At 63.1% G+C, this 20873-nt stretch carries 21 protein-coding genes and 2 pseudogenes; 7 read left to right on the top strand and 16 right to left on the bottom strand.

Annotated elements, in window-relative coordinates:
• Nucleotides 1–50: 50 nt before the first annotated feature.
• The gene (gene purL / locus V1293_RS35835) at nt 51–2258 is read right to left on the bottom strand and encodes a phosphoribosylformylglycinamidine synthase subunit PurL (protein ID WP_334516496.1); all 2208 of its coding nucleotides are present in this window, start codon (nt 2256–2258) and stop codon (nt 51–53) included.
• 162 nt (nt 2259–2420) lie between these two features.
• Between purL and V1293_RS35830 the strand changes: the two genes are divergently transcribed.
• Both V1293_RS35830 and V1293_RS35825 read left to right on the top strand, forming a co-directional pair.
• Nucleotides 2421–2909, top strand: coding sequence for a PaaI family thioesterase (locus V1293_RS35830; RefSeq protein WP_334516494.1), 489 nt, complete (start codon nt 2421–2423; stop codon nt 2907–2909).
• A 51-nt stretch (nt 2910–2960) separates the two neighbouring features.
• Nucleotides 2961–3176 (top strand): annotated as a pseudogene (locus tag V1293_RS35825) (EamA/RhaT family transporter); the annotation flags it as partial.
• 131 nt (nt 3177–3307) lie between these two features.
• Here V1293_RS35825 and V1293_RS35820 read toward each other — a convergent pair.
• The 5 genes from V1293_RS35820 to V1293_RS35800 form a co-directional block, all read right to left on the bottom strand.
• Nucleotides 3308–4459: a hypothetical protein gene (locus V1293_RS35820; RefSeq protein WP_334516492.1), complete on the bottom strand. Its 1152-nt coding sequence runs from the start codon at nt 4457–4459 to the stop codon at nt 3308–3310.
• Between the two features lie 110 nt (nt 4460–4569).
• The gene (locus tag V1293_RS35815; RefSeq protein WP_334516491.1) at nt 4570–5535 is read right to left on the bottom strand and encodes a tripartite tricarboxylate transporter substrate-binding protein; all 966 of its coding nucleotides are present in this window, start codon (nt 5533–5535) and stop codon (nt 4570–4572) included.
• The gene (purQ, locus tag V1293_RS35810) at nt 5532–6233 is read right to left on the bottom strand and encodes a phosphoribosylformylglycinamidine synthase subunit PurQ (protein WP_334516490.1); all 702 of its coding nucleotides are present in this window, start codon (nt 6231–6233) and stop codon (nt 5532–5534) included. The genes V1293_RS35815 and purQ overlap by 4 nt, the downstream gene beginning before the upstream one ends.
• A gap of 159 nt (nt 6234–6392) precedes the next feature.
• Nucleotides 6393–6962 (bottom strand): hypothetical protein, encoded by a 570-nt coding sequence (locus V1293_RS35805; protein WP_334516489.1) that lies wholly within the window; start codon nt 6960–6962, stop codon nt 6393–6395.
• 133 nt (nt 6963–7095) lie between these two features.
• Nucleotides 7096–7500 (bottom strand): hypothetical protein, encoded by a 405-nt coding sequence (locus V1293_RS35800; protein ID WP_334516487.1) that lies wholly within the window; start codon nt 7498–7500, stop codon nt 7096–7098.
• A 369-nt stretch (nt 7501–7869) separates the two neighbouring features.
• On the opposite strand from V1293_RS35800, the pseudogene corA reads away from it, so the two are divergent.
• A pseudogene (corA, locus tag V1293_RS35795) lies at nt 7870–8887 on the top strand (magnesium/cobalt transporter CorA).
• 26 nt (nt 8888–8913) lie between these two features.
• Here corA and purS read toward each other — a convergent pair.
• The gene (gene purS, locus V1293_RS35790) at nt 8914–9156 is read right to left on the bottom strand and encodes a phosphoribosylformylglycinamidine synthase subunit PurS (protein ID WP_334516485.1); all 243 of its coding nucleotides are present in this window, start codon (nt 9154–9156) and stop codon (nt 8914–8916) included.
• Between the two features lie 10 nt (nt 9157–9166).
• On the bottom strand, nt 9167–9934 hold the full coding sequence (purC, locus tag V1293_RS35785) for a phosphoribosylaminoimidazolesuccinocarboxamide synthase (RefSeq protein ID WP_171708996.1): 768 nt from the start codon (nt 9932–9934) through the stop codon (nt 9167–9169).
• 318 nt (nt 9935–10252) lie between these two features.
• On the opposite strand from purC, the gene V1293_RS35780 reads away from it, so the two are divergent.
• Nucleotides 10253–10576, top strand: a complete 324-nt coding sequence (locus V1293_RS35780) for a DUF1476 domain-containing protein (RefSeq protein ID WP_334516483.1) — start codon at nt 10253–10255, stop codon at nt 10574–10576.
• A gap of 49 nt (nt 10577–10625) precedes the next feature.
• Here V1293_RS35780 and V1293_RS35775 read toward each other — a convergent pair whose 3' ends face one another.
• On the bottom strand, nt 10626–11546 hold the full coding sequence (locus V1293_RS35775) for a LysR family transcriptional regulator (RefSeq protein WP_334516481.1): 921 nt from the start codon (nt 11544–11546) through the stop codon (nt 10626–10628).
• A 119-nt stretch (nt 11547–11665) separates the two neighbouring features.
• Between V1293_RS35775 and V1293_RS35770 the strand changes: the two genes are divergently transcribed.
• Nucleotides 11666–12478 carry an isocitrate lyase/PEP mutase family protein gene (locus V1293_RS35770; protein WP_334516479.1) on the top strand — a complete coding sequence of 271 codons (813 nt, stop codon included), beginning with the start codon at nt 11666–11668 and terminating at the stop codon, nt 12476–12478.
• A 104-nt stretch (nt 12479–12582) separates the two neighbouring features.
• Here V1293_RS35770 and cynS read toward each other — a convergent pair whose 3' ends face one another.
• The 4 genes from cynS to V1293_RS35750 form a co-directional block, all read right to left on the bottom strand.
• Nucleotides 12583–13071 carry a cyanase gene (gene cynS, locus V1293_RS35765; RefSeq protein WP_212421546.1) on the bottom strand — a complete coding sequence of 163 codons (489 nt, stop codon included), beginning with the start codon at nt 13069–13071 and terminating at the stop codon, nt 12583–12585.
• Between the two features lie 102 nt (nt 13072–13173).
• Nucleotides 13174–14100, bottom strand: coding sequence for an ABC transporter ATP-binding protein (locus V1293_RS35760; RefSeq protein WP_334516477.1), 927 nt, complete (start codon nt 14098–14100; stop codon nt 13174–13176).
• 4 nt (nt 14101–14104) lie between these two features.
• On the bottom strand, nt 14105–14944 hold the full coding sequence (gene ntrB / locus V1293_RS35755; RefSeq protein ID WP_334516476.1) for a nitrate ABC transporter permease: 840 nt from the start codon (nt 14942–14944) through the stop codon (nt 14105–14107).
• Nucleotides 14945–15136: 192 nt separating this feature from the next.
• Complete coding sequence (locus tag V1293_RS35750; RefSeq protein WP_334516474.1) at nt 15137–16519, bottom strand: CmpA/NrtA family ABC transporter substrate-binding protein; 1383 nt, start codon at nt 16517–16519, stop codon at nt 15137–15139.
• A 167-nt stretch (nt 16520–16686) separates the two neighbouring features.
• Here V1293_RS35750 and V1293_RS35745 point away from each other — a divergent pair, with 167 nt between their 5' ends.
• Nucleotides 16687–18603 carry a sigma 54-interacting transcriptional regulator gene (locus tag V1293_RS35745; protein WP_334516472.1) on the top strand — a complete coding sequence of 639 codons (1917 nt, stop codon included), beginning with the start codon at nt 16687–16689 and terminating at the stop codon, nt 18601–18603.
• Here V1293_RS35745 and V1293_RS35740 read toward each other — a convergent pair.
• On the bottom strand, nt 18600–19235 hold the full coding sequence (locus V1293_RS35740) for a hypothetical protein (RefSeq protein WP_334516471.1): 636 nt from the start codon (nt 19233–19235) through the stop codon (nt 18600–18602). The two genes, V1293_RS35745 and V1293_RS35740, sit on opposite strands and share 4 nt — an antisense overlap.
• A gap of 32 nt (nt 19236–19267) precedes the next feature.
• On the opposite strand from V1293_RS35740, the gene V1293_RS35735 reads away from it, so the two are divergent.
• Nucleotides 19268–19390, top strand: coding sequence for a hypothetical protein (locus tag V1293_RS35735; RefSeq protein ID WP_334516469.1), 123 nt, complete (start codon nt 19268–19270; stop codon nt 19388–19390).
• A 6-nt stretch (nt 19391–19396) separates the two neighbouring features.
• On the opposite strand, the gene V1293_RS35730 is transcribed toward V1293_RS35735, so the two are convergent.
• Together V1293_RS35730 and V1293_RS35725 are read right to left on the bottom strand one after the other, a co-directional pair.
• The gene (locus V1293_RS35730) at nt 19397–20194 is read right to left on the bottom strand and encodes a DUF2182 domain-containing protein (protein ID WP_334516468.1); all 798 of its coding nucleotides are present in this window, start codon (nt 20192–20194) and stop codon (nt 19397–19399) included.
• Nucleotides 20195–20236: 42 nt separating this feature from the next.
• Nucleotides 20237–20869 (bottom strand): DUF1326 domain-containing protein, encoded by a 633-nt coding sequence (locus tag V1293_RS35725; RefSeq protein WP_334516467.1) that lies wholly within the window; start codon nt 20867–20869, stop codon nt 20237–20239.
• Between the last annotated feature and the right edge of the window lie 4 nt (nt 20870–20873).

The raw sequence follows: 20873 nt of genomic DNA, 5'->3' as shown, positions 1-20873 counted from the left end.
TTGCGCACCTGAGGTCTGGTCCTTCGGACCATCCCGGAATGACGACAAGCCTACGACGCCTTGCCGCTCATGTAGGCGGGCAGCCAGCGCTCGAATGCCGATTTGAGCGTACTCACCACGACTTGCCCCTCGCCCGCAACCGCAATCGCATCGCCGCCCGTGGTGCCGATCCGCGCACACGGCACGCCCGCGCCCTTCATCTTGGCCAGCACCAGACCGGCATCCGCCGCTGATACCGTCACGATGTAGCGCGCCTGATCCTCGCCGAACCAGTAGGCGTGCGGCACGATCGAGGCTGGCGCCGCCAATAGCTGCGCGCCGATGCCGCTGGCGATCGCCATCTCGGCGAGCGCGATCAGCAAGCCGCCGTCGGAGATGTCGTGCACCGCGGTCGCGGTGCCGGCGTGGATCATGCCGCGCACCACGTCGCCATTGCGCTTTTCGGCCGCGAGATCGACCGGCGGCGGCGCGCCCTCTTCGCGGCCGCAGATATCGCGCAGGTAAACGGACTGTCCGAGCCAGCCCTGGGTGTCGCCAATCAAGAGGATCGCTTCACCGGCGGCCTTGAAGGCCAGCGTGGCGGATTTCGTGAAATCGTCGAGCAGGCCGACGCCGCCGATCGAGGGCGTCGGCAAAATGCCGCGGCCATTGGTTTCATTGTAGAGCGAGACGTTGCCCGACACCACCGGGAAGTCCAGCGCACTGCAGGCTTCCGAAATACCCTTCAGGCAGCCTACGAACTGGCCCATGATCTCGGGCCGCTCCGGATTGCCGAAATTGAGGTTATCCGTGATCGCGAGCGGACGGCCGCCGACCGCGGTGATGTTGCGCCAGGCTTCTGCCACCGCCTGCTTGCCGCCTTCGAACGGATCCGCCTCGCAGTAGCGCGGCGTCACGTCGACGGTGAGTGCGAGCCCCTTCGGCCCATCCTGCACGCGGACCACCGCAGCATCGCCACCCGGACGCTGCACGGTATTGCCGAGAATGACGTGGTCATATTGCTCCCACACCCAGCGCTTCGAGCACAGTTCGGGCGTCGCGATCAGCTTCTCCAGCGCCGTCGAAACGCCGAGCGGTGGATCCACCTCGCGCGCGTGCACCACCGGCAGCGCCGCGGATGCAATATGCGGGCGGTCATAGACCGGCGCCTCGTCGCCCAATTCCTTGATCGGCAGATCGGCCATGACGTCGCCGCCATGCTTGACCACAAAACGCTTGCTCGGCGTGGTGTAGCCGACGACGGCGAAATCGAGCCCCCACTTTTTGAAGATCGCTTCAGCCTCTTCTTCCTTCTCAGGCTTCAGCACCATGAGCATGCGCTCCTGGCTTTCCGAGAGCATCATCTCATAGGCGCTCATGCCGGTTTCGCGCGTCGGCACCGCATCGAGATTGAGATCGACGCCGAGGTCGCCCTTGGCGCCCATCTCGACCGCCGAGCACGTCAACCCCGCCGCGCCCATGTCCTGGATCGCGATCACGCAACCCTTTTCCATGATTTCGAGGCAGGCTTCCAGCAGCAGCTTTTCCGCAAAGGGATCGCCAACCTGCACCGTCGGCCGCTTCTCGGCCGAATCGTCGTCGAACTCGGCCGAGGCCATCGAGGCGCCGTGAATGCCGTCGCGGCCGGTCTTGGAGCCGAGATAGACGATCGGCATGTTCACGCCGGAGGCCGCCGCATAGAAAATCTTGTCGGTCTCGGCCAGCCCAACCGCCATCGCGTTGACCAGGATGTTGCCGTCGTAGCGGGTGTGGAAACGCACCTGCCCGCCCACTGTCGGCACGCCGAAGGAATTGCCGTAGCCGCCGACGCCGGCGACCACGCCGGACACCAGATGCCGCGTCTTGGGGTGCTCCGGCGCACCGAACGAGAGCGCATTGAGGCAGGCGATCGGCCGCGCGCCCATCGTGAACACGTCGCGCAAAATGCCGCCGACGCCGGTGGTCGCTCCCTGATAGGGCTCGATATAGCTCGGGTGGTTGTGGCTCTCCATCTTGAACACGACCGCCTGGCCGTCGCCGATGTCGATGACGCCGGCGTTCTCCCCCGGGCCCTGGATCACCCACGGCGCCTTGGTCGGCAGGCCCCGCAGATGGATGCGGGAGGATTTGTACGAGCAGTGCTCGTTCCACATCGCCGAGAAAATCCCCAGTTCGGTGAAACTCGGCACCCGCCCGATCAGCTTGAGGATGCGCTCATACTCGTCGGGCTTCAGGCCATGGCTGGCGACGAGTTCGGGGGTGATCTGGGGCTCGTTCATGGGTGCCTTAATAGGAAGATCGAGGGGGTGCGAAAAGGCCTTTTATGGCGCATTTCCGCCCTGTCCAGAGCTTTACGGGGGGAGCTTTGCGGGATCGGCGTTTGCACATCGTTCCGGAAACGGATTTAAGGGCGGAAACACCCAATTGAAGGGCCATTTTTAGTGAACGAACTCCCCAAAAATGCATTCGACCAGCGCCCCGACCTGCATGTCGAAACCGAGGGCGAATTTGCGGGCTGGCGGACCTGGACCCGCGACAGTTTTGAGACCCATAACGGCCCGTTCTGGCACCGGATGGACGAAAACGGCCGCGTGCAATGCGCGTTCCGGGTCGAGAAGAAGCACCTCAACGGCCAGCTCAACGTCCATGGCGGCTGCTTCATGTCGTTCGCCGACTATTGCCTGTTTGCGATCGCCTCCTCCGTGCTGGAGGGGCCAGGCGTGACGGTCTCGTTTTCCTGCGAGTTTCTCGATGCCGCGCGCGAGGGCGAACTGGTCGAATGCGAGGGCGAAATCACCCGCGCCGGCGGTTCGCTGATTTTCCTGCGCGGCGTGCTGAAATCCGGCGAACGGTCGCTGTTCACGTTCTCAGGCACCATCAAGCGGGTGAAGTGGAGGAAGCCTTTAGGCACAGGCGCCGTTGCCACCTGACGCGCTGCAGGCCCAGCAGCAGACCATCAGCGACGATCTTAGGTCTGCGGCCTGTTCTACATGTGCCTGACGCGGCTCGGCACGCTGACCACCAACGCGCAAGGCTACTTGCGCATCCCGATCGGCGTCGGCCTGTCGGTGGTTCTGCTCGGCGAATCCGTGCCGCCGAACCTGGCGCTTGGCCTGGTGCTTGTCATGGCGGGGGTAGCGGCGATGACGATTCCGAAAGATGCGTATCGGCGCTGGCTCAAGCGGCCCAGACGATAGTCATCCATCGACTGCGACGCTTTCGCAAACTCAGATCAGCAACTGCTTTTCGGCGATCGACAGCCATTCCGCCTGCGCCTCGCGCAGATATTTGGGCGCGCGCTTCATCTGAAGCAGCAGTTCGTTGAACACTACTCGGGCCTCGGCGTCGCGGCCGACCATGCGCAGCAGCATGCCGTAGCGGACCCGTGCCTCCGCGCCGGGGGCGTACGGCACCAGCGCGTAGTATTCTTCGAGCGCCTCGTCGATCCGCCCGACCTCTGCCAACGAACGCGCATAGAGCAAATGCGCCTCGGCCGATTCAAAGCCCGGCCAGCGTTTTGCAGATCATCCAACGTGGCGAGTGCCTCGGCCGGACGGTTACGACCGAATTCGGCCTGCGCCCTGCCCAGCGCATAGGCTGGCTCGCCACCCAGCGGCAGCATCAGGATGTGATCATAGTGACGCACCGCCTCGTCGAATCTCGCGAGCCTCAGGCACTCCGCTGCCAGCGCGGCGCGATTGGCAACAGTGTCTGTGTTGGCGAGCCGATCGGATAGCTCGCGATAGAGCTTTTCCGAATCGAGCTTGCCGGCAATGCGCTTGCGCGCCTGCTGCGCACCGGCACTGCCAAACCACTCCGGCACCAGTTCGACGACGATGTAAGCGAGTGCTCCGACCAGCGGGATCATCAGGATGATGAAGGCCCAGGGCTGCAGGCGTTCGGTCCTCGATGCGTGATAGATCAGCGTGATATCGAGCAGCAAAACGACGAGAGCAACAGGCATGGCGCATTCCAGGCGAACGGGATGGACGGTCCTTGGTGGCCTTGATAGCGCGGCAAGTTCAATCAGACAATCTTCAGTTGTGATTGAGTTTGAAATATCGGCTGGCGATTCCACAGAAGCACCACTGCGATTCCACATTTGTGGCCAGTTGAAATCTTCATGGGAACAGCAACGAACTGTGATCGGCAGGCAGGAACGCGGGCTGCGCGGACCTCGTTTGCCCCGACGCAAGCCAAGAAAAGGAGCGATCATGAAACTCGCAACATTGGGATTGGCGACAGCGCTGGCATTCACGGGCACTTGCGCGCTCGCGCAATCCACTGGCGGCTCGGCAGGCGGAAGTTCGGCCACGGGTGGCGCGGCAACGAGCAGCACGACGACGGGACCTTCCACCAGTGGAACGACTACCGGCAGTGCGACGACCGGCAACGCCGACACCGGCATGACCAATAACGCCGGCAGTGCAGCTGCCGGACGGAACAGCGGACTGAACCCGTCGGGAAACAATCTACTCAATCCCTCGCCCAGTGGTTCGACGTTGACGCCGGCAGCACCCGGCGCGACACCCGGCAGGTAGTAAAAAGCCCCGCTTGGCGGGGCTTTTTCATCAGCGAAGTCGCCGGGTGCTACTTCTTCTCTTCGAGCAGCTTCTTGTATTTCGCGACGTCGCGCGTCACCAACTGCCCGAGCACTTCGGGCGCGAGCTCGTTGGCGTCGGGCGCTACAGTGGAGAGATCGTGAAAGCGCTTCTTCACCGCCTCGCTCTCGACGGCGGTCCTGGCTGCCGCACTCAGTTTCGCGATGATCGCAGGCGGCGTGCCCTTTGGCGCAAACAGGCCGTTCCAGCCCTGTGCCTCGAATTCAGGGAGGCCCGCTTCCGACGACATCGGCAGATCGGGCAAGGTTGAAAGCCGCACCGTCGAACCCACGACCAGGCCCTTCACCAGCTTGTCGTCAATCGCCTGCGACACCGAGGCGGCCGAGTCGCAGACGCCGTCGATCTGGCCGCCGATCGCGTCCGTCAACGCAGGCGCCGCGCCGCGATAGCCGACCAGCGTGACCTCGATGCCGGCCGCGTGTTCAAAGCTTTTGCAGATCAGGTAGTTCGATGAGCCGATCCCGGCATGGCCGAGATTGACCTTGCCGGGATTCTTCTTCGCATAGGCGATGAATTCCTGCAGGTTCTTCGCCGGAAAATCCTTGCGTATCGCCACGATGCCGAAGGTCTTCGCGACGACCGCGATCGGCACGAAGGATTCCGGGGTGAACGGCAGTTTCGGATAGATCGTATAGGCCGCGGCGCTGGTGCCGGCATTGCCGATGGCGATGCTATAGCCGTCGGCTTCCGCGCGCGCCGCGCGTGTCAGCGCGGTCGAACCGCCGGCGCCCGCGACATTCTCGATCACGATCGGCTGCCCGAGCGACTTGGCCATCTCCTCGGCGACCACGCGCGCGATCACGTCGGAAGTGCCGCCGGCCGCGAACGGCACGATCATGCTGATGGGCCGTTTGGGATAGTCCTGCGCCTGGGCGGCGGACACCGCCAGCAATGCCACAAGCGCGGCCGCCAGTTTCACTGCAAATGATTTCACGCTGCTTTTTCCAGATGCGCGGCAAGGCCTGCGAACAGGCCGCGGCCGTCGGTGCAGCCCATGATGTCTTCGACGTGGTTTTCCGGATGCGGCATCATGCCGAGCACATTGCCGCGCTCGTTGACGATGCCGGCGATCGACTCCGCGGCGCCGTTGATGTTGGACTCCTCGTCGACAACGCCGTCAGCAGAGCAATAGCGATAGAGCACCCGCCCCTCGCCTACCAGACGCTTCACCGTCTCTTCGTCGGCTTCGTAATTGCCCTCGCCATGCGCGACGGGCACGCGAATGACCTGGCCGGCGTTGTAGCCGCGCGTGAACGGCGTATCCGAGCGCTCGACCCGCAGATGCACATCTTGGCAGATGAATTTCAGCCGCGCATTGCGCATCAGCACGCCGGGCAGCAAGCCCGCTTCGCAGAGAATCTGGAAGCCGTTGCAGACGCCGAGCACGAGGCCGCCGTCGGCTGCGAATTTGCGCACGGCGTCCATCACAGGCGCGCGGGCGGCGATGGCGCCGCAGCGCAGGTAATCGCCATAGGAGAACCCGCCGGGCACGACCACGAGATCGGTCCCCTTTGGCAGCGCGGTGTCGGCATGCCAGACCATCGCGGCCTCCTGGCCGGAGGCCAGCTTGAGCGCGCGCGCCATATCGCGCTCGCGATTGATTCCGGGAAAGACGAGAACGGCGGATTTCATGGCGTTACCGGGGTTTCAGGCGGTGGGACGAAACAGTGCTGGTGCGTCGCGCTGACTACATATTCTTTTCTGCCGCCGGGCGCTACCGTCAGACGCCGAACTTTGAACAGCCGCGGCATAGGGGTCCCCACCCCGCAGGAACCGCCAACGCGGCCGATTTCATGGCCTTGCCGCCACAACGGCGGGCGGGGCAAAATCCTCGATCTCCAGGACACCCACGAAATCGTTGCTATTACGGCGAGCGACCTCGAGGCCAAGGGAGGAGGAAATGACGTCGATGGCGCTGCTGCCGGCGAACATCATCTTGCGGACGATATAGACCGTCCTGTTGTCGGCTGAGCTGCCTTGATACTCCCAATGGACGGCCGGGAAGTTTTTCACATTGGCGACGCGGGTGGAAAGCAGCGAGAGATCCCGCACCCGGTTTCCCCCTTCGGCCGAAGCTTCACCCGTCTTGGTCATCTCAAGCTGGGCGCTCTCCTGCGCGAATTTCTGCAGGGCCTGCGGATCGGGGCTGCGTGTCGGGCTGGCCGACGTACGAATGCTGACGATCGACAATTCCGGACATGCCAGCGGACGGCAGCGGAAAGTCGCGCGCCTGTCGCCAAACGACTGGCTGCCGATCCATTTCTGCGGATCGGGCGACTTGTAGCGAACCCGGGTCCCCGGATGCTCCGGCCCCACGGCCGCGGTCATGCAGCCCGCAAGCCAAATCGTCGCCGCGGCCATCGCCGCCAGCCGAAACACGGCCCCCACCAATCCCATCGAAGTCCCCACCCCGCAACCTTGGCCTGCCAAGCCGGTTCTTCCAAACCTATAGTTCCGGATTGTGGAATACGCCAGTGCTTTGCCGGCAGGACTCTTATCGCGGTAGCGGAATGTCCTCGACCTGCATCGCGCCGACGAACAGGTCGCGGTTACGCCGCGCGGTCTCGCGCGATGGCGAGTAGGAGGCGATATCGACCAGCGCCGATTTCACGAACATGGTCACCTTGCTCATATAGACGGGCTCTTTGCCGCCGACGAAGCGCATCTCCTGCGCGATCGCCGGATAGCCGCGCACCTCGGTGGCCGTGCTGGAAAGCCGCTCGATCTTGCGGCCCGGCGCCAGGCTGGAGGCCGCATTCAGGTTGGCCTGTTCGACCGCCGCCGGGATATTCTGGCTGGCATATTTCGCCAACGCCTGACGGTCGGGACTTCGTGTCGGGCTGGCCGAGATCCGCGCTGTCACCTTGGAGGGCGCAGGACAGGCGAGCGGCCGGCACAAGAACTCACTGGAGCTGGTGCTGAAAAAATGCGGCTGCCTGCCCACTTCGCCACGTCGGGATTGCGGATCATGACCCTGGTAGATCCCGGCGCCTGCGCCATGGCTGGGTGAACGACAAGCGTGGCAAGGAGCGTGGCGAGGAAAGCGATCGCAGCAACCTGTAATGGAAGCCTGGGGAAGGTGCGATCGATTGCGGAAAATACGAGAACGACAGATTTCATGGCTGTTGCCGGCTGCAAGCGAGATCGTCGGCCGAGCGCCGACCAGGTAGTCCCATAACCAATTGACGCCGGGTTTGCCAGTGCTAGCGTCGCTAAAACGGCCTGCATCGCAGCCACGTTCAACAACAATCGCTCAGGGATGGAAACCATGAATGTCCCGTCGCTGGCGAGCGCCGCGACCGAGCGGATGGCGTCCGAGGGCGTCGTCGCGGCCGGTGTCTATGTCGATGGCCGCCGGATCGCCAATATCGCCATCGAGGAGGCGTCGAGCTGGCGCCGCAAGCCCGGGCACGTCGTGTGGATCGGTCTGTACGAGCCGGATCTGGCGCTGCTGAAGAGCGTGCAGCAGCAGTTCGACCTGCACGATCTCGCGATCGAGGACGCCAACCACGCCCATCAACGGCCGAAGATCGAGCAGTATGGCGACGGCCTGTTCATTGTGGCGCGAACGGCGCAACTGATCGAGGGCCGGATCGCGTTCGGCGAAACCCATTTGTTCGTCGGCGAAGGCTACCTCGTCTCGGTGCGCCATGGGGCATCGACGTCATATGCGCCGGTGCGCGAACGCTGCGAGAGCTGTCCGCGGGCGCTCGCGCGCGGTGAGGATTATATTCTCTACGCCATCCTCGATTTCATCGTCGACAACTACTCTCCCGTTCTGGAAACGATCCACGAGGAGGTCGAGGCGATCGAAGACGACGTGCTCGCCAATCCCATCACACGGAGCCAGGTCGAACGGCTCTATATGCTGCGGCGGGACCTGCTGCGGCTGCGCAATGCGATTGGACCGCTGGTGGAGGTCTGCCGCCGGCTCGAACACGACAATTTGCCGATGGTGCGTTCGACCATGCAGGCGCTGTTTCGTGACGTCACCGACCACGTCAGGACCATTCAGGAGCGCACTGACTCCATGCGCGAGGTGCTGGCGTTCGCCTTCGAGGCGAGCCTTCTGGTCGGCCCAGGCGCAGGAGACCGCCGTCTCCAAGAAGCTGGCCTCGTGGCTCGCCATCATCGCCGTGCCGACCGCGGTGGCCGCCATCTACGGGATGAATTTCAAGCACATGCCCGAACTGGAATGGGAGTTCGGATATTTCACGGTGCTCGGACTGATGCTGATCGCCTGCGGCGGATTGTATTGGCGATTCCGCCGCGCGGGATGGCTGTGAGCGGCAAAGCCCGGCCGCTCACATCCTCATCCCAGAACTTCGACCCGGTAATTCTCGATCACCGTGTTCGCCAACAGCTTGTCGGCGGCATCCTTCAACGCCGCCTCTGCCTTGGCCTTGTCGGCGCCCGAGAGCTCGATGTCGAACACCTTGCCCTGGCGGACGCTGGCGACGCCATCGACGCCGAGCGATTTCAGCGCGCCTTCGATGGCCTTGCCCTGCGGGTCGAGAATGCCTGACTTCAACGTAACGGTAACGCGTGCCTTCACGATCTCAACCTCAGCTCTTCACCAGCACCGGACCGGTACCGGCCGGACGCTCGTTCTCCATCAGGATGCCCAGACGCTTTGCCACCTCGGTATAGGCTTCCAGCAGGCCACCGAGGTCGCGGCGGAAACGGTCCTTGTCGAGCTTCTCGTTCGACTTGATATCCCACAGCCGGCATGAGTCGGGAGAGATTTCGTCGGCGACGATGATCCGCATCATCTCGTTCTCGAACAGCCGGCCGCATTCCATCTTGAAATCGACCAGACGGATGCCGATGCCGAGAAACAGCCCGGTGAGGAAGTCGTTGACGCGAATGGCGAGCGCCATGATGTCGTCGATTTCCTGCGGCGTCGCCCAGCCGAACGCGGTGATGTGCTCTTCCGACACCATGGGGTCGTTGAGCTGGTCGTTCTTGTAATAGAACTCGATGATCGAGCGCGGCAGCTGGGTGCCCTCCTCGATGCCGAGGCGCTGCGACAGCGAGCCGGCGGCGACGTTCCGCACCACCACTTCCAGCGGCACGATCTCGACCTCGCGAATCAACTGCTCGCGCATGTTGAGGCGGCGGATGAAATGGGTCGGCACCCCGATGTCGTTGAGGTGCTGAAACAGGTACTCCGAAATCCGGTTGTTGAGGACGCCCTTGCCCTCGATCACCTGGTGTTTCTTCGCATTGAACGCGGTCGCATCGTCCTTGAAGTGCTGGATCAGGGTTCCCGGCTCCGGACCTTCATACAGGACCTTGGCCTTGCCTTCATAAATGCGGCGTCGACGGCTCATTGGGATGTACCGTGTTTTGTTGAAATCCATGAAATTGGTGTGCTCCGGATGACAAGGGTTAGCGACCACGACGGAGCTGCCGTGAAGGCGAAGTCCCGAACAAAAGCGACCGGAAACAGAACAAGAACCTCGCCTGATGGCAACCTATCCGATTGGCCCATCCAGCACAATCGACCCGGCCCAATTGGGGCCAACTTATCCCGGCTGCCTGCGGCCTAACGGCCCGTTGTTTTACCGATTCGCGCCCTCTATCTAGGTAGGCGATCGGGCCGCGACAACGCCGCCTTATTTACCTTTTGCGGGGATTGGAACCGAAGAATGACCACTTTCGACAAGCGCGAGGAAGGTTTTGAGAAGAAATTCGCCCTCGACGAGGAGCAGAAGTTCAAGGCTGAGGTTCGCCGCAACAAGCTGCTCGGTCTTTGGGCAGCCGAGAAGCTCGGCCTGTCGGGCGATGCCGCCACGGCTTATTCCAAGGAAGTGGTCGCCGCCGATTTCGAGGAAGCCGGCGACAAGGACGTCCAGAACAAGGTGGTGAAGGATTTGACCGCCAAGGGCGTCGCCGTCACCGCCACCGAGGTCCGCGTCAAGATGGACGAGCTGATGGCGCAGGCCGCCGCCCAGGTGAAGGCGGGGACCTGAGCTGTAGCGAATGGGGGGTGGCGAATAGCGAATAGGAAAATTCCATTCGCTACTCGCTATTCGCCACTCGCGTCTTTGAATATTCCCTGCGAACGATCTCCATCAATCGCCGCGCCGCCGCGCTCAAAAATCCGCCGCGGCGCGTTACTGTCACGACGTCGTGGCTCGCCTTGAGATCACGCACGCCGATCGCAGCGATCGTCCCGTAGCGCAGTTCTTCCGCGGCATTGCTCTCCGACAGCAGCGCGATGCCGAGGCCGGCTTCGACCAGGCGCTTCTGCGCGGTCAGGCTGTCGACCGGCGTCCAGTCGATTTCACCCAATCCATGCGTTTGAAACAGCGCAAACACATGTGACGCGGTGATCTCGCGCCGCCCCGGCACCACGGGAAATGCGATCCAGCGCTCGCCGCTGAGATCGGCGAGCCTTGCCACACGGCGGCCGGCGCGCGGATGTTCCGGCGCGCACACCACCTGCAACCGTTCGGCAAACAGCAATTCGCAATCAAGATCGCGCGAGCGGTCGCGGTCGTAGCGCAGGCCGATGGTCGCCTCGCCGCGCCGGATCAGATCGCTGACCTCCGCGCTGGTTGCGGTGCGCAGGCTCAATTCGACCTCGGGGTGTTCCGCCGCGAAGCGTTTCAAGATCGCCGACAGCCGCCCGCCGGCCAGCGTGCCGACCACCGCGAGCGCAATCGGCCCTGAATTCGGCCGCGCCAGCGCGCGAACCGCATTCTCCGCATCCTGGGCTGCTGCGACCGCGCGCTCGGCATACGGCACCATCACCCTCCCGGCATCGCTCAGCATCGTGCGCCCCGCGATCCGCTCGAACAGCGGCACGCCGAGCTCCCGCTCCAAAAGCGCAATGCGCCGCGAGATCGCCGGCTGCGAGCGGTGCAGCACCTTTGCCGCGCTCGAAATGCCGCCGCGGCGATGAACGGTCAGGAAGGTCAGAAGCGCATCGCTGTCCATGTTTCGTCCATGCAAAAAGCTGATGATGTGTAGAGAAATAACAAATTTGGCTGATGAGAGATAGCCCGCTAGTTTCGCCGCCAGCCAGAACCGGCCAACCAACCAAGCGGAGATTGCCGATGCGAACCCAGATGGAAAAAGCCGAAGCGTTCCGCGCGCTGCATGCGCGCCCCGGCGCCTTCATCATTCCCAATCCCTGGGACGCCGGCACGGCAAAGCTGCTCGCCGCGATGGGGTTCGAGGCGCTCGCGACCACGAGCCTCGGCCTTGCCAATACGCTCGGCAGCGCCACTGTCAGCCTCGATGCCATCATCGAGAACTGCCGGATGATTGCCGACGCCACCGACCTGCCCGTCAACGCCGACCTGGAAAATTGCGGCGCCGACGATCCGAAGACCGCGGCGAAAGCGATCGCGCGCGCGGCCGAAGCAGGCTGCGTCGGCGGCTCGATCGAGGATTCGACCGGCAATCCTCGCGCGCCGATCTACGATTTCCAGCTCGCGGTCGAACGCGTGCAGGCGGCCGTCGAAGCGGCGCGTGCGCTCCCCTTCCCGTTCACGCTGACGGCGCGCGCGGAGAATTTCCTGCACGGCCGCAAAGATCTCGACGACACCATCAAGCGCCTGCAGGCGTTCGAGGCGGCTGGCGCCGACGTATTGTATTCGCCCGGCGTTCACGACATCGACACCATCCGCACCGTGGTGTCGTCGGTCGGCAAGCCGTTCAACCTGGTGATGGGCTTTGCCGACCCGACGCTGACGCTTCAGAAACTCTCCGAAGCCGGTGTCAAGCGCATCAGCGTCGGCGGCGCGATGGCCCGCTACGCGCTTGCCGCCTTCCTAAGGAGCGCCCGCGAGATGAAGGATCACGGCGCATTCACCTATGTGCGCGAGATGGCGCCGATCAAGGAAGTGCGGGCCGCGTTCAGGTGACCGGTCTCTCCCCGTCATTCCGGGGCGATGCGAAGCATCGAACTATGGTGCGCAATTGCGCACCATAGTTCGCTTCGCGCCCCCGGAATGACGGCAAGATCAAATCACCCCTCCTTGAACCCGTACTCCGGCACATTCCCGCTCGCGCCGTAATATTTGTACGGCAGGAATTTGCCCGACATCGTGATCTTGACGCGGTCGCCCTTGGGATTGGGCAGGCGCTCCATCACCATGTCGAAGTCGATCGCCGACATGATGCCGTCGCCATACTCTTCCTCGATCAGCGCCTTCCATGCCGGGCCGTTGACCATCACCAGTTCGTAGAAGCGATAGATCAAGGGATCGGTCGGCGGCATCGGCGTTCCAGTGCCGCGCATCGGAACTTCGTTGAGCATGGCGATTTCGGATTTCGAAAGCCCGAACAACTCGCCGGCATTGGCGGCCTGCGGTTTTGTCAATTTCATCTGGCCGAGAATGGCGCCTGTTATCAGCACCTCCGAATAGCCGCCGATCTTTTCGCAGATGTGTTTCCAGCTCCAGCCCTTCTCGCGCTTGATGTCGAGCAGCTTTTCGGTGAGGTCTTCGCGTTTCATGTTTGGTCTCCTTTGCTTCAATCTGGTCCGGCCCGGGCGAAAGCGCGAAGCGCATCTTTTTCCAAGAATGTCCCGGGCATCCACGTACTTGTTTGGCTAACTTTAGGAAGACGTGGATGGCCGGGACAAGCTCGGCCATGACGCCTCTATTGAATCCTCGCCTGCCGACGTAATGATGAGTTCGGGTTTGCCCGGCCGCACGGTCGGCACATTGCGCGGATCGTGATCCGTCATCGTCGCGGTAAACGTCTTGCTGCGGCTGACCAGGAAATCGACGATGTGATTGCGCAGCGCGTAGTAGAGCGGATGGCGGTGCAGATCGATGCGGCCGCGGTCCTTCGGCAGCGGATTTTCCACGATCTCGGCCAGCACGGCGCCCGGGCCGTTGGTCATCAGGAAAATCTTGTCGGCGAGATAGATCGCCTCATCGACGTCATGGGTAATCATGAACGCGGTCTGTCCGGTCTCCAGGCAGATGCGCCGCACCTCGTCCTGCAGCGTGCCGCGCGTCAGCGCGTCCAGCGCCGAGAACGGCTCGTCCATCAGCATGATTTTTGGCGTGATCGAGAGCGCGCGCGCAATGCCGACGCGCTGCTTCATGCCGCCTGACAGCTCCGACGGACGCTTGTGCTCGGAGCCGGTTAAGCCCACGAGGTCGATAAATTTCTGCGCATGCGCCTGCACGCGTGAGCGGTCCCAGTTGCGCCATTTCGAGGTCACGGCATAGGCGACGTTGCCGAGCACGGTGCGCCACGGCAGCAACGCGTGGCTCTGGAAGATCACCGCACGGTCGAGGCTGGTGCCCTCGATCGCCTGCCCGTCGACGATGACGGCGCCCTCGCTCGGCTGATCGAGACCGGCGAGAATATTCAGCACCGTCGTCTTGCCGCAGCCGGAGTGACCGATCACGCAGCCGAATTCGCCGCGGCCCATCGACAGCCACAGGTTCTCGAACACGGCGGTCGTAGCGCCATCCACACCGGGATAACGCCGCGCGATGCCTTCGATGGAAATGAATTTGTCGGTCATTACGCTATTCCGGAAACGTGACCATGCGCGTGAACCGCGCCAGGATCTGGTCGAGCAGCATGCCGACGATCCCGATCAGCAGAATCGCGATGATGACGTTGGTGATCGAGAGGTTGTTCCACTCGTTCCAGACGAAGTAGCCAATGCCGGTGCCGCCGACCAGCATCTCGGCCGCGACGATCACCAGCCAGGCGATGCCGATCGAAATCCGCATGCCGGTGAGGATCGTCGGCGCCGCCGCCGGCAGGATCACCGTGAAGGCGCGCCTGACGGTGCCGACCTCCAGTGTGCGCGCGACATTGATCCATTCCTTGCGCACCGCGGCAACGCCGAACGCGGTATTGAGCAGCATCGGCCAGACCGAGCAGATGAAAATGACAAAAATCGCCGAGATCGAGGAATCCTTGATGGTGTAGAGCGCCAGCGGCATCCAGGCGAGCGGCGAGATCGGCTTGAGGATTTGGATGAACGGGTCGATCGCCTTGCTGATCAACGGCGACATGCCGATCAGGAAGCCGAGCGGGATCGCAACAATGACGGCGAGGAAATAACCGAGGCCGACGCGGGCGATGGAATAGCCGAGCTGGATGCCGAGCCCCTTGTCGTTCGGCCCGTTGTCGTAAAACGGCTGCCTGAGGTGCTCCCACAATTTGGCGCCGACATCTGCTGGGCCCGGCATCGCCGATTTGCCCTGCGTTGCCGTCAGACCCATCAATTTTGCGTATTCCGGGCTCATCGCCGCGGTCGCGCCAGTGCCGCGCGTCGCGAGATGCCAGATGCCGAGAAACGCGGCGAACAGCACGATCGAAACGACGGCTGCGCGGAAGCGAAGGGATGATGTCATTGTGGATAGTCTCTCAGCATGTCGTCCCGCGAACGCGGGGACCCATACTCCGCGGCGCTAATAATGAAGGAAGGCCTCTAACATCGTGCCTAAAAGCGCCGACACGGCGACGCGATGAGCGCAAGTGGCGCTCACGCTGAGGTCCCCGCGTTCGCGGGGACGACAGCGGCAAACGTAGTTGGGCCCCCGCCCTCACGACGCCTTCCTGATCTTGAAGCTTGCGAGATATTCCTCCGGCTTGGCCGGATCGAACGTCTTGCCCATCACCGAAAAACTTTTGGTCGTCGTTGTCGGCGGCGTCAGGCCGGCATCTTTCATCAGCCGCGTGGCGTCGGTGGCGAGATAGACCTGCGAAGCGATGCCGGCGTAGTCGATGTCGCCCTTGATCTGCCCCCAGCGCTTCATCTGGGTCATGATCCAGACCGCGAAGGACTGCCACGGGAACGGATCGAAATCGACGCGGTTCGGCTGCTTGACGATGTTGCCGAGACCGTCGGCGAAGGTGCCGGTCAAGATCTGCTCCAGCACGATCTGCGGCTGATTGAGATAATTCGCCGGCGCGATCGCCTCCGCGATCTGCTTGCGGTTTTCCGCCTTGTGCGCGAACGCGGTCGCCTCGATGATCGATTTGAGCAGCGCGCCATAGGTGTTCGGCATCGCCGTGATGAATTCCTTCGACGCGGCGAAGGCGCAGCACGGATGGCCTTCCCAGATATCCTTGGTGAGGATGTGGATAAAGCCTGCGCCGTCGAACACCGCACGCTGGTTCATCGGATCGGGCCCGAGGAAGCCGTCGATGTTGTCGGCGCGCAGGTTGGCGACCATTTCCGGCGGCGGCACGGCGCGGATCTGCACGTCGGTATCGGGATCGATGCCGTGCTCGGCGAGATAGTAGCGCAGCAGGTAATTGTGCATCGAATAGTCGAACGGCACCGCGAACTTGAAACCCTTCCAGCTCTTCGGGTCGCGCCTGTCCTTGTGCTTCATCGCCAGCGTAATCGCCTGGCCGTTGATGTTCTCGACCGCAGGCATGGTGTAGGGCAGCGGATTGGAGCCGGCGCCCATGGTGATGGCGAGCGGCATCGGCGACAGCATGTGGGCCGCGTCATATTCCTTGTTGATGGTCTTGTCGCGGATGACCGCCCAGCCGGCAGTCTTGATGACTTCGACGTTCAGGCCGTTCTTGGCATAGAAGCCCATCGGCGCCGCCATGATGATCGGCGTGGCGCAAGTGATCGGGATGAAGCCGACCTTGAGGTCTTTCTTCTCGAGCGGCCCGCCTTGCGCGAAGGCTTCGGTCGCGGTTCTGAGCGGAAAGAATTGCGACACGGCGGCTACCGCCGTCGCTGCGCCCACCGATTTCAGAAACGCGCGCCGCGCGACGTCCTGCGGAAACATCGCGCGCATCACGGCGGAGGCGACCACGCCTTCGTAGCGCTTTTGCTCGCTCTCGGTGGCGGACTGGATCTGCAGTTGGGCGGCCTGGTGCTCGGCTTCGCTGACATGCTGGCCGCAACTGCAGCCACCGGCACGAAGACGGCGGTTGGGATCGAATGGGTTGTCGAAGGTAGACATCAGCCCTCCTGCGCGACGTTGCACCCTAATTAAGCAAGGCACATGCCAGCCGCGTCTTTGGGCGATCGCGCTGATATCGCAGGGATTTTGTGCAGATTGGCCATTACGAAAATTCGTGATACACGAAAAGTCGTAGTCGAATTACGAAATTTCGGAGTATCGACCGGATGGATCTTGCCCTCGGTTCAACCGCCCCGCCGCAGGACGTCGAACTGCGCGCCACAGCGTTCGAGTTCGCAGTCGAGCCAACGCTGCTGCTCGATCCCCATGCCGACCTGATCCTCGATGCCAATCCGGCCGCCTGCACCCTGCTCGGCTACGACCGCGCGCTGCTGCGACAAACCAAGGTCAGCGCGCTGCATAGCGGACAATTGCCGGCGCTGATCGTGTTCACGCAGGCCGTGCTCGACAAGGGCGCGTACTGGACCAACGCACTGACGCCGCGCCACGCCACCGGGCAAACGCTCAGCCTCGAATATGCCGGCTCGCTTGTGCCGGGTGACGGCCGCTCGCTGGTGCTGCTCACCATGAGCGACCTCGACGCGCGCCGCCGCCGCTATGTCGATGCGGCGGCCGAAGATCACATGCGCGGCGGGATCGCGACCTGGCAGCGGGTCGAGCGGGTGTTCCAGGATATCGAACGCGAAAACCAGTTGATCCTGCGCGCCGCCGGCGAAGGCATTTATGGCGTCAACGCAGAGGGCAAGACCACCTTCGTCAATCCGGCGGCGGAGCGCATGCTGGGCTGGGGCGCGGAAGAGCTGGTCGGAAAGGAAATCCACCCGATCGTTCATCACACCCATCATGACGGGCGGCACTATCCCGATCATGACTGCCCGATCTACGCGGCGTTTCGTGACGGCGCCGTGCACCAGGTCGAGGGCGAGGTGTTCTGGCGCAAGGACGGCACGCCGGTCTGGGTCGAATACACCTCGACGCCGATCCGCGACCGCGGCGTCGTCGTTGGCGCGGTCATCGTGTTCCGCGACGTCAGCCAAAGGCGCGAGGCCGACGAAAAGCTGCATGCGGCACTCGCCGAAGTCGATCGCCTGCGCGAGCGGTTGGAGCTGGAAAACGCCTATTTGCAGGAAGAAATCCGGATCGAGACCAACCCGCGCGGCATCATCGGCCAGAGCGAGGCGATCCAGAAGACGTTGCGCCAGGTCAAGCTGGTGGCGCCGACCTCGGCAGCCGTGATGATTTCAGGCGAATCCGGCACCGGCAAGGAACTGATCGCGCGCGCCATCCACGAGGCCAGCAGCCGCCGCGACCGCCCGCTGATCCGGGTCAACTGCGCGGCGATCCCGCGCGAACTCTTTGAAAGCGAGTTCTTCGGCCATATCAGAGGCGCCTTCACCGGCGCCATGCGCGACCGCATCGGCCGCTTCGAACTCGCCGACGGCGGCACGCTGTTTCTCGACGAGGTCGGCGAAATTCCGCTGGAGCTGCAAGGCAAGCTGTTGCGCGTGCTGCAGGAGGGCAATTTCGAACGCGTCGGCGAAGAGCGCACCCGCGCCGTCGACGTTCGCCTGATCGCCGCCACCAACCGCGATCTCAAGCAGGAGGTGCAGCGCGGAAGGTTTCGCGAAGACCTCTATTTCCGGCTCAACGTCTTTCCGGTGGAATCCGTGCCGCTGCGCGAGCGGCGCGAGGACATTCCGCTCTTGGCGCAGCACTTTTTGACGCGCGAGAGCAAGGCGCTGAAATCCGAGCTTCGATTGTCGGAAGGCGATGCGCGCAGGCTTTCGCGCTACGACTGGCCCGGCAACGTCCGCGAACTGCAGAACGTCATCGAACGCGCGGCGATCCTCGCGCAGAACGGCCGGCTGCGCATCGACCTCCCCGATTCATCCGGCGCTCAGCCCGCCCCCGGCTCGGCGCGCGTGAAGGCCGACGCCCGTCCGGCTGTTTTGACCGCCTCCGAAATGCGCGCCCACGAGCGCGCCAATATTCTCGCCGCGCTTGCGGCCTGCACCGGCAAGGTGTTCGGCCCTGGCGGTGCTGCGGAAATGCTCGATGTCAAGCCGACCACGCTGGCGTCGCGCATCAAGGCGCTGGGGATAACCCAACGTCCGCCGCGTTAGCGGCGGCCGCCGATGGCAAGCGGGGAGGCGCCGGGCAGCACGAGCGAATTGATGTCGCCCGACTGCTGGACGTAGCCAACCCCGAGGGACAGGCTGAGATTCGACGTCGGCCGGAATTCGATGCCCGCATTCACGCTATAGGCAGGCAGTGTGCCGGACTGGTTGTCGAAAGGAGCGAAAGGGCTGCCGAGGCCGGTATTGTATTTCAAGGTGTCGAAACCGGCATAGAAAGTGACGGGCAACCCGCTCGCGTTCTTGAAGCTGTAGCCGAACTGCGCTCCTTCCGTGTAGAGCGAGCCGAAATTGCCAAATGCATTCTGGCTGATGCCGCTCAAGCCGATGTCGCTGCGTTGGCTGCCGACAAAAAAGCCGTTCGGAAAATTGTAGCGCGCATAGGAAAAGCCGCCGCCTCGGTCACTGAAGTCAAAGCTCGGAAAGTTCCCGTAACTGTTAGGGCTGTCACCGGCGGCAAGGTCGCCACCGAATCCCATCGGCCAACCCGGGATCCAATAACCCACAGGGCCTGTTTGGGCGGAGGCCGCTCGCCCGCCGAGACAGAACACCACCAATACCAATGCGAGCCCTAATCTGCCTGAGAAAACCAACATCCGCGCGACCACCAACTGTCCCAATACTATACGCTCCTGACGTCAGGAACGCCAGAGTGGCGCGGTTGGATCCCGGCGTCGCCGACACCGCAGGCCTTGCCGCGGGCAATCTGTTCGGGCCTTCGAAGGTGAGGAAGCCGAAGCGGACCGGCAATGCCGCCGAGCTGGCCGCCGTCTGACGGTTGCTACAGAGACGCGAAGGCCGTGGCACCGAAAGCGCGCGCAAGCACCACGCCGCCAGCCACGATCAAGCCCACGCCCGCGGCGCGGCCAAGCCATTCGCTGCGCGGCAGCAGCCTCTCGAAGGCGACATAGATCGCGACGGCAGCGATCCAGGCGAGGTTCATGACGCCGGCAACGAAGAGCAGCGCCATCAGGAACCAGCAGCAGCCGACGCAGTAAGCGCCGTGCCGAAAGCCCATGCGCAACGCGCCCATGGCGCCCGGTTGCCAGTATTCAGAGAGAAACAGCACCGGGCTCTGGCAGTAGCGCAGGCAGGCGCGCTTGATCGGCGTCAGTTGATAGAGCCCGGCGGCAAGCAGGATCATCCCGGCGAGCAAATTGCTGGTGCTCGCCATCATGCCGGACAGCAACCCGGCCTGTTCGAGTCCCCACTGCACCGAGACCGCGACGAGGCTAAAACCTGCCCAGATCACGAGATAGCCAGCGAGAAACAGCCAGCTTGAGATAACGGGACTGTCCGCGGTCTCTTGCTTGCGCTTGATGGCGGCGAACAGCAGGACCATGGGCGCGGCGCTGGGAACCATCATCGCGATCATCATCACCCACCACATCGCGAACATGACCAATGCCTGGTCCGGCGACCACGGCTCAGGGTCCATCGGCATGTCGGCCATGCTCATGTCGATGCCGGCGCCGGCAATCAGATAGCCCCAGGAGAACGCAACCACTGTGGCTATTCCGATTGCCACGATCAGGCGATCGTGTCGCAGGGTCTGTTCAAGCGCTGAAGTGCCCGTCATGAACCCACCCGCTACTGGGCGCGTAGAGATTAGGGCGCAGCGCTAGGCCGCAACACCCTCCGGCGTCTGGACGACATTGGCGAGCGAACTATGCGTGCCCTTGGTGTCGAACTTGATGGCGCCGGTCGAGCGGATGTTGGCCGAGGCAACCTCGGCCGCCCTGTGCTCGAAGCCCTCGGGCATCACGACCTGGATGCGGTGAGGCTCTCCCGTCACCGGATTCTTGATCGGCTCGACCTCGGTCTCCAGCACGCCCTTGGCCACCATACGCGCAACGCGCCCGTCCTTGTCGAATTCGAACTCGATCGGCACGAACAACGGTTCATGCATCTTGGTCACGATCAGGCTGAGGATCTGAAACAGCGTGCCTTCGGCGGAGTTCTGGCCCGACATGATATTGAAAAGTGCTTCGCGTTGTTCCGGTGTAGCGCGCTCGTCGATGATCGGCTGCAACTGGCCATTGCCCTCATGCAGTGCCCCGGGGAAATGGACGGTAGCCGCGAAGACGAGCCCATCGAGTTTGGTCTTCTCGAAATGTCCCTTGGTGATCCGCATGCCGACCGTGCCCTTGCAATAACCTTGGGTCGGCCGGGCATTGAAATCACAGGGGCAGCCAAACGCGCAATTGCAGTTCTTGATCCATTCGCCTTCGAGACGCCAGTCGGATGTAGCCATCGCA

The sequence above is a fragment of the Bradyrhizobium sp. AZCC 1693 genome (assembly GCF_036924745.1).
In the GTDB taxonomy this organism is placed as follows: domain Bacteria; phylum Pseudomonadota; class Alphaproteobacteria; order Rhizobiales; family Xanthobacteraceae; genus Bradyrhizobium.
This window is presented reverse-complemented; position numbering and strand designations above follow the sequence as displayed.

Bases quoted from the DNA above. Each gene is read 5' to 3' on its own strand.
- purQ (WP_334516490.1), bottom strand. From the start codon at position 6,233: ATGAAATCCGCCGTTCTCGTCTTTCCCGGAATCAATCGCGAGCGCGAT.
- cynS (WP_212421546.1), bottom strand. From the start codon at position 13,071: ATGAAACGCGAAGACCTCACCGAAAAGCTGCTCGACATCAAGCGCGAG.
- purL (WP_334516496.1), bottom strand. From the start codon at position 2,258: ATGAACGAGCCCCAGATCACCCCCGAACTCGTCGCCAGCCATGGCCTG.
- purC (WP_171708996.1), bottom strand. From the start codon at position 9,934: ATGAGCCGTCGACGCCGCATTTATGAAGGCAAGGCCAAGGTCCTGTAT.
- V1293_RS35775 (WP_334516481.1), bottom strand. From the start codon at position 11,546: ATGGACAGCGATGCGCTTCTGACCTTCCTGACCGTTCATCGCCGCGGC.
- ntrB (WP_334516476.1), bottom strand. From the start codon at position 14,944: ATGACATCATCCCTTCGCTTCCGCGCAGCCGTCGTTTCGATCGTGCTG.
- V1293_RS35805 (WP_334516489.1), bottom strand. From the start codon at position 6,962: ATGGCCGCGGCGACGATTTGGCTTGCGGGCTGCATGACCGCGGCCGTG.
- V1293_RS35780 (WP_334516483.1), top strand. From the start codon at position 10,253: ATGACCACTTTCGACAAGCGCGAGGAAGGTTTTGAGAAGAAATTCGCC.
- V1293_RS35770 (WP_334516479.1), top strand. From the start codon at position 11,666: ATGCGAACCCAGATGGAAAAAGCCGAAGCGTTCCGCGCGCTGCATGCG.
- V1293_RS35730 (WP_334516468.1), bottom strand. From the start codon at position 20,194: ATGACGGGCACTTCAGCGCTTGAACAGACCCTGCGACACGATCGCCTG.
- V1293_RS35760 (WP_334516477.1), bottom strand. From the start codon at position 14,100: ATGACCGACAAATTCATTTCCATCGAAGGCATCGCGCGGCGTTATCCC.
- V1293_RS35745 (WP_334516472.1), top strand. From the start codon at position 16,687: ATGGATCTTGCCCTCGGTTCAACCGCCCCGCCGCAGGACGTCGAACTG.
- V1293_RS35725 (WP_334516467.1), bottom strand. From the start codon at position 20,869: ATGGCTACATCCGACTGGCGTCTCGAAGGCGAATGGATCAAGAACTGC.
- V1293_RS35750 (WP_334516474.1), bottom strand. From the start codon at position 16,519: ATGTCTACCTTCGACAACCCATTCGATCCCAACCGCCGTCTTCGTGCC.